Source organism: Nocardioides sp. NPDC000445 (assembly GCF_040300245.1).
Taxonomy (GTDB): Bacteria; Actinomycetota; Actinomycetes; order Propionibacteriales; family Nocardioidaceae; genus Nocardioides.
The window spans coordinates 1-6,325 of record NZ_JBEPDH010000043.1 but is presented as its reverse complement, the minus strand read 5'-3'; the positions used below and the strand labels follow the sequence as shown (position 1 = coordinate 6,325).

The following is a 6,325-nucleotide window of genomic DNA, read 5'->3' as shown; positions in this document are numbered from 1 at the left end:
ACTACCACCATTCACCACACAACCGCCCCCCGGGGGGGGCCGCCCGGCCAACCTCCCCCCACCCCCCCCGCGCGCTTCCTCCCCGCCCGCCCCCCCCCCGCGTCCGGCCGGCGCAAGCGCCGGGCGAGGATCAGAAGTCGATGGCGCTGTACGCCTGGAGCTTGGCGAGCTGGTGCTCCGAGGTGACCTTGCGGATCGTGCCCGAGCGGCTGCGCATCACCAGGGAGTCGGTGACGATGGCGCCGTGGGGGAGGTACTGCACGCCCCGCATCAGGTCGCCGTCGGTGATGCCGGTGGCGACGAAGAAGCAGTCGTCGCCGGTGACCAGGTCGTCGGTGTGGAGCACGAAGTCGGGGTCGAGGTTGTGGCCGGCGTCGAGGGCGCGCTGGCGCTCCTCGTCGTCCTTGGGCCACAGCCGGCCCTGGATGGTGCCGCCGAGCGCCTTCATCGCGCACGCGGCGACGATGCCCTCGGGAGTGCCGCCGATGCCCATCAGCAGGTCGGCGCCGGACCCGGCGCGGGCGGCCGAGATCGCGCCGGCGACGTCGCCGTCGACGATGAACTTGATCCGGGCGCCGGTCTCGCGGATCTCCTCGACCAGCTTGTCGTGGCGCGGCCGGTCGAGCACGATCACGGTGATGTCGGAGGCCTTGGTGTCCTTCGCCTTGGCCACCGCGGCGATGTTCTCGGCCACGGGCAGGCGGATGTCGACGACGTCGGCGGCCTCGGGGCCGGTGACCAGCTTCTCCATGTAGAAGACGGCGCTGGGGTCGTACATGCTGCCGCGGGGGGCGACCGCCATCACCGCGACGGCGTTGCTCATGCCCTTGGCGCACAGGGTGGTGCCGTCGATCGGGTCGACCGCGACGTCGCACTCGGGGCCGGTGCCGTCGCCGACGTCCTCGCCGTTGTAGAGCATCGGGGCGTTGTCCTTCTCGCCCTCGCCGATCACGACGGTGCCGTTCATGGCGACGGTGGAGATCATCGTGCGCATCGCGTTGACCGCGACGCCGTCGGCGCCGTTCTTGTCGCCGCGACCCACCCAGCGGCCGGCGGCCATCGCAGCCGCCTCCGTCACGCGCACGAGCTCCAGGGCCAGGTTGCGGTCAGGAGCGGTGGGGGCGACGCCGAGCGGCTGGGTGTCGTTCATAGGGGTCAATCTATCCGCCGGGCGCGGTGGAGCGGCCACGGTGTCACTTGATCGATCCAGAGACAAGCCTCACAGCAAAACCCGACTGCGGGTCGTTCAGAACCTGCTCGGTGGGGCCGTCCTCGACGATGTGACCATGCTCGATCACCACCACCCGGTCGGCGAGCGCACGGGCGTCGGCCGCGTCGTGGGTGACGATGATGGCGGTCCTGTCCTCGAGGGCGGTACGCAGGGTCTGCCGCAGCGCGGGACGTACGTCGACGTCGAGCGAGGCCATCGGCTCGTCGAGCAGGAGCAGCTCTGGGTCGGCCGCGAGGGCCCGGGCCACCGCCACGCGCTGGGCCTGACCGCCGGAGATCTGCGTGGGTCTGCGCCCGGCGAGCATCTCGGCGCCGACCTCGGTGAGGTGGCGGGTGGCGAGCTCGTTGGCCTGGCGGCGGCGTACGCCTCGGGCGCGGGGCGCGAAGGCGACGTTGGCCAGCACCGACAGGTGCGGGAAGAGCAGCGGGTCCTGAGCGAGGAGCGCGATCCCGCGGGCGTGCGGGGGAGTGCCGTCCAGGACGCGGTCGCCGAGGCGTACCTCTCCTTGGTCGGGACGCAGGAGTCCGGCGATCACGCCGAGGATGCTCGACTTGCCGGCGCCGTTGGGCCCGGTGAGCGCGACGGTCTCGCCCGCGGCCACGTCGAGGGTGACGTCGATGCCGCGCTGGGGGATCACCGCCCGCAGATGAAGTCCACTCATAGAGCCCTCCCATGGCGGGCGAAGCCGATCACAGCGACCGCGACCACGACCAGCACCAGCGAGAGCGCGACCGCAGCGTCCGGGTCGTCGACACGGAGCAGGTAGACCTGCAGCGGCATCGTGCTGGTCACCCCGGGAAGGTTGCCGGCGAAGGTGATCGTGGCGCCGAACTCGCCCAGGCAACGGGCGAAGGCCAGGACCGACCCGGAGAGCAGGCCGGGGCCCACCAGCGGGAGGGTGACGCGGCGGAAGACGGTGGTCGGGCGGGCGCCGAGGGTGGCCGCGACCGCCTCGTAGCGAGTGCCGCTGGTGCGCAGCGCGCCCTCGAGGCTGATCACCAGGAACGGCAGCGCGACGAACGTCTGCGCCATCACCACGGCGAGCGTGGTGAACGGGATCTGGATGCCGATCAGGTCAAGCGACTGTCCCAGCAGCCCCCGTCGGCCAAAGGTGTAGAGCAGCGCCAGGCCGCTGACGACCGGGGGCAGCACGAGCGGAAGGAGCACCAGCGAGCGCATCAGCCCCTGGCCCCGGAAGCTGGTGCGGGCGAGGACGGTGGAGAGAGGTACGCCGAGGAGGATGCACAGCGCGGTGCTCGCCACCGCGGTGCGCAGGCTCAGCCAGAGCGCCTCCAGCGCGGACGGCGAGGTGATCAGCGCCGGGAAGCTCGCCAGATCGACGCGGAGGATGATCGCGGCGAGCGGAACGATGATGAACGCCGCCGCGAGGGCCGCCGGGAACCAGAGCCAGCGTGGCATACCGACGGACGGACCGGCCCCCCTCTGCCGGTCCGTCCGCCTGGCGGTCCCGAGAAGATCAGGGCTGGCTGAAGCCGGCATCGGTCAGGACCTTCTGTCCGGTCTCGCTCAGCACCAGGTCGACGAACTCCTGGGCGAGGTCGGCGTCGTCGGAGCCGTCGATGGCGCTGATCGGGTAGGTGTTCACGACCTGGTCGGCCTCGTCGAACTCGACGCCCGTCACGGTGTCGCCGGCGGCTGAGACGTCGGTGACGTACACCAGGCCGGCGTCCGCGTCGCCGGAGGTGACCTTGGCGAGCACGTCGCTGACCGACTGCTCCTCGCTGACCGGCTCGATGTCGACGCCGGTCTCCTCCTCCATCTGCGCGGTCGCGTTGCCGCACGGGACCTCGGCCGCGCAGACGACGACCTTGGTCCCGGCCTTGGTGAGATCCCGGAAGCCGGTGATGTCGGCCGGGTTGCCCGGCGGCGTGGCGATCTCGAGGGTGTTGGCCGCGAAGTCCTCCGGGTCGGCGGCCAGGTCGCCGAGCTTGTCCATGTTCTTGGTGTCTGCCGAGGCGAAGACGTCAGCCGGGGCGCCGTCCTCGATCTGGGCCACCAGGTCGGACGAGCCGCCGAAGCTGGTGGTCACCTTCACGCCGGGGTGGTCCTTCTCGAACTCCTCGGCCAGCTCGGTGAACGTGTCGGTCAGCGAGGCCGCCGCGAAGACGGTCAGCTCCCGGTCCTCCGACCCCTCGCTCGCGCTCCCGCAGCCGGCGAGCGCGAGGGTGGCCGCCATCGCGACGGCGGCACCGATTCCGGGGCTCTTGATCATGGGCGCTCCACGACGACGTTGGTTGACTTGATGGATGCGACCGCGCTGACGCCGGGCTCGAGGCCCAGCTCGACAGCGGCCTCGGCGCTCATCAGGGAGACGATCCGGTAGGGCCCGCAGACCATCTCCACCTGGGCCATCACGGTGTCCAGGGTGGTCTTGGTGACGATCCCGAGCATCCGGTTGCGGGCGCTGACCGCCTTCGCTCGATCCGGGGAGGGGGCGTCGGCCAGCTCGGAGGCCAGGTCGGCCAGGGCGATGCCGTCGATGACAGCCCGGCCGTTCTCCGTGCTCGCCTCGATCCGTCCCGCGTCGATCCAGCGGCGCACGGTGTCGTCGCTGACGCCGAGGAGTCCGGCGGCTTCGGCGATACGGTAGGTGGTCACCGGAGAAGTATCGCATCTGCGGAGCGATCATGGGCAGATTGTCCTCATCTGCGGAACGCTTGGACTCGTCGGTCGAGCTCGCCGTGACCACGATTCGAGGGAACATCGACCGAGTGGGACCATGGAGGGCGTGAGCGACACCGATCAGCAGCAGCCCGCCCAGCCGTCGAGTGAGCCGGCGAGCGAGCAGCCGGAGACCCCGGCGCGCAGCTACCCACGCACGTTCGGTGCCCTGATCGGGTCGATGATCTTCCTGCTCGTCCTCGTCGTCCCGATCGTGCTGATCGTGCAGTGGCGCGGCAACCTCGAGCGCGAGGTCAGCGGTGCCAACGAGACCTACAAGGCCGACTGGGCCGAGGCCGTACGCAGCGCCCAGGTCGCCGACCTCGACGTCGTCTACCCGCGCGACCTGCCCTCGGGCTGGTACGCCAACACCGACCCGTCCTACCAGAGCGGTGAGGAGCCGGCCTGGACCATGTCGTTCGTCAAGGGCGAGACCTCCTACGTGGGCTTGGAGCTCTCCTCCCGCTCGGCGCAGTCGCTGGCCCAGAAGAACGTCGACACCCAGGCCAAGAAGGGCGACGAGGTCAGCATCGACACCGACGTCGCCGACACCTGGACCGAATGGTCCGACTCCGGCGGCGACACCGCCTACTCTGCCGAGGTCGACGGCCAGACGCTGATGCTCTGGGGTCCCAAGGACGGCGACGTCCGCGACTACCTCGACCTCATCACCACCGAGCCCCTGAAGTAGCGAGACGTCACCCGCGTCGGCCGAGGCGTCACCTACGTCGGCCGATGTGGCAGCGCGGTGACCTCTCGGCCGACCTAGGTGACGCCTCGGGCGGCGGGAGTGACGTCTCGTCAGTCTTGGATGGCGGCGTCGATCTTCTTCCGGGCGCCGTCGAGCCACTCCTGGCACAGGGTGGCCAGCTTCTCGCCGCGCTCCCAGAGGGCGAGGGACTCCTCGAGGGTGATGCCGCCGGCCTCGAGCTTGCGGACGACCTCGACCAGCTCTTCGCGGGCCTGTTCGTAGGACAGGTCGCTGTTGTTGTCGTCAGTCATCGGCAGGATCTTTCTCAATCGAGGTGATGGTCGTTGTCAGGCGGCCGTCGGCGAGACGGATGCTGACCGTCTCGCCCTCGGCGGCGTCGGCGACGCTGGTGAGGACGTGTCCGTCGGCATCCTGGGCGACGGCGTACCCCCGTCTCAGCGTCTCCAGGGGTGAGAGCGCGCGAGCGCGGGCGCGATGGTGGCCGATGTCGTCGGCGGCCCGGTCGAGAGCGTGCCCGACGGTGCGGCGGGCACGGTCGCGCAGCGAGGTCACCTCGTCGCGCCGGGCGTCGATCAGGGAGCGCGGGTCGGCCAGCACCGGCCGGGAGCGCAACGCGTCCAGGAGCGTCTGCTCGCGGTGGATCAGCGCGGCGATCCCGCCGCGGAGCCGGTCGCGCCCGGTCGCGACGATCCGCTGCTCCTCGACCACGTCGGGTACGACGAGCTTGGCGGCGTCGGTCGGCGTCGAGGCACGTACGTCGGCGGCCAGGTCCAGCAGCGGCGAGTCGGGCTCGTGGCCGATCGCGGAGACGACCGGGGTGCGCGCGGCATGCACCGCACGGATCAGGTGCTCGTCGGAGAACGGCAGCAGGTCCTCGACCGAACCGCCGCCACGGGCGATGACGATCACGTCGACCTCGGGGTCACGGTCGAGCCGCTGCAGCTTCTCGACGACGTCGGCAGCGCTGCGCGCCCCCTGCATCGCGGCGTACGCCACCTCGAACCGCACCTGCGGCCACCGCCGCTTCGCGTTCTCGAGCACGTCCCGCTCGGCCGCGGAGTTGGCCGCGGTGAGCAGCCCGACCTTGGTCGGCAGGAAGGGGAGCGGGCGCTTGAGCTCGGCAGCGAACAGGCCCTCGGCAGCCAGCAGCTGCCGGCGCTGCTCCAGCCGGGCGAGCAGCTCGCCGAGCCCGACCGGACGGATGTCGCGGGCCTGCAGCGAGAGGGTGCCGCGGTTGGCGTAGTAGGACGGCTTCGCATGGATGATCACCGAGGCGCCCTCGACCAGCGGCGGATTCAGGCTGTCGAGCAGGAACCGCGTGCACGTCACCGGCACCGAGATGTCGGCCACCGAGTCGCGCAGCGTCAGGAAGACGGTCTGCATCCCCGGCCGCCGGCTCATCTGGGCCACCTGCCCCTCCACCCAGACCGCACCGAGCTTGTCGATCCAGCCACCGATCGCGTTCGCGATCTGCCGCACCGGGGCGGGCGACTCGGGGGAGGTCTCGAGGGCCATGCCGCCACCCTAATGCCCGCCGAGTCGGCGTGTTTGCCCCATCTGAGCGCGTCGAGTCGGCGCGTCTGTCCCAGGTCGGCGTCAGCAGGTGGGTTATATGCGCCGTCTAGGCCCCGTTTGGTGGGGCAGGAAATGCGAGGGGGGGTGGTGGGGGGGGGCGGGTGGGGGGGCGGGGGGGCTGGGGA

Annotated in this window: 8 protein-coding genes; 1 reads left to right on the top strand and 7 read right to left on the bottom strand. The window is 71.0% G+C overall.

The window, feature by feature from the left end; translation table 11 throughout:
* Positions 1-130: 130 nt before the first annotated feature.
* The 5 genes from glpX to ABT304_RS30710 are packed head-to-tail and all read right to left on the bottom strand — an operon-like array spanning position 131 to position 3,850.
* Positions 131-1,150 carry a class II fructose-bisphosphatase gene (gene glpX, locus ABT304_RS30730; RefSeq protein ID WP_350721217.1) on the bottom strand — a complete coding sequence of 340 codons (1,020 nt, stop codon included), beginning with the start codon at positions 1,148-1,150 and terminating at the stop codon, positions 131-133.
* A 43-nt stretch (positions 1,151-1,193) separates the two neighbouring features.
* Positions 1,194-1,892: an ATP-binding cassette domain-containing protein gene (locus ABT304_RS30725; protein ID WP_350721215.1), complete on the bottom strand. Its 699-nt coding sequence runs from the start codon at positions 1,890-1,892 to the stop codon at positions 1,194-1,196.
* Positions 1,889-2,650, bottom strand: coding sequence for an ABC transporter permease (locus ABT304_RS30720; RefSeq protein WP_350721213.1), 762 nt, complete (start codon positions 2,648-2,650; stop codon positions 1,889-1,891). The genes ABT304_RS30725 and ABT304_RS30720 overlap by 4 nt, the downstream gene beginning before the upstream one ends.
* 58 nt (positions 2,651-2,708) lie before the next feature.
* Positions 2,709-3,464 carry a molybdate ABC transporter substrate-binding protein gene (gene modA / locus ABT304_RS30715; protein ID WP_350721211.1) on the bottom strand — a complete coding sequence of 252 codons (756 nt, stop codon included), beginning with the start codon at positions 3,462-3,464 and terminating at the stop codon, positions 2,709-2,711.
* Positions 3,461-3,850 carry a TOBE domain-containing protein gene (locus tag ABT304_RS30710; RefSeq protein ID WP_350721209.1) on the bottom strand — a complete coding sequence of 130 codons (390 nt, stop codon included), beginning with the start codon at positions 3,848-3,850 and terminating at the stop codon, positions 3,461-3,463. Before ABT304_RS30710 ends, modA begins: the two co-directional genes overlap by 4 nt.
* Positions 3,851-3,980: 130 nt before the next feature.
* Here ABT304_RS30710 and ABT304_RS30705 point away from each other — a divergent pair, with 130 nt between their 5' ends.
* On the top strand, positions 3,981-4,604 hold the full coding sequence (locus tag ABT304_RS30705; protein ID WP_350721207.1) for a DUF4245 family protein: 624 nt from the start codon (positions 3,981-3,983) through the stop codon (positions 4,602-4,604).
* A 110-nt stretch (positions 4,605-4,714) separates the two neighbouring features.
* Here the strand turns inward: ABT304_RS30705 and ABT304_RS30700 are convergent, their stop codons facing one another.
* Positions 4,715-4,915, bottom strand: a complete 201-nt coding sequence (locus ABT304_RS30700; protein ID WP_160024867.1) for an exodeoxyribonuclease VII small subunit — start codon at positions 4,913-4,915, stop codon at positions 4,715-4,717.
* Positions 4,908-6,140, bottom strand: coding sequence for an exodeoxyribonuclease VII large subunit (gene xseA, locus ABT304_RS30695; protein ID WP_350721205.1), 1,233 nt, complete (start codon positions 6,138-6,140; stop codon positions 4,908-4,910). The genes ABT304_RS30700 and xseA overlap by 8 nt, the downstream gene beginning before the upstream one ends.
* Between the last annotated feature and the right edge of the window lie 185 nt (positions 6,141-6,325).

Bases quoted from the DNA above. Each gene is read 5' to 3' on its own strand.
- ABT304_RS30725 (WP_350721215.1), bottom strand. From the start codon at position 1,892: ATGAGTGGACTTCATCTGCGGGCGGTGATCCCCCAGCGCGGCATCGAC.
- modA (WP_350721211.1), bottom strand. From the start codon at position 3,464: ATGATCAAGAGCCCCGGAATCGGTGCCGCCGTCGCGATGGCGGCCACC.
- glpX (WP_350721217.1), bottom strand. From the start codon at position 1,150: ATGAACGACACCCAGCCGCTCGGCGTCGCCCCCACCGCTCCTGACCGC.
- xseA (WP_350721205.1), bottom strand. From the start codon at position 6,140: ATGGCCCTCGAGACCTCCCCCGAGTCGCCCGCCCCGGTGCGGCAGATC.
- ABT304_RS30720 (WP_350721213.1), bottom strand. From the start codon at position 2,650: ATGCCACGCTGGCTCTGGTTCCCGGCGGCCCTCGCGGCGGCGTTCATC.
- ABT304_RS30700 (WP_160024867.1), bottom strand. From the start codon at position 4,915: ATGACTGACGACAACAACAGCGACCTGTCCTACGAACAGGCCCGCGAA.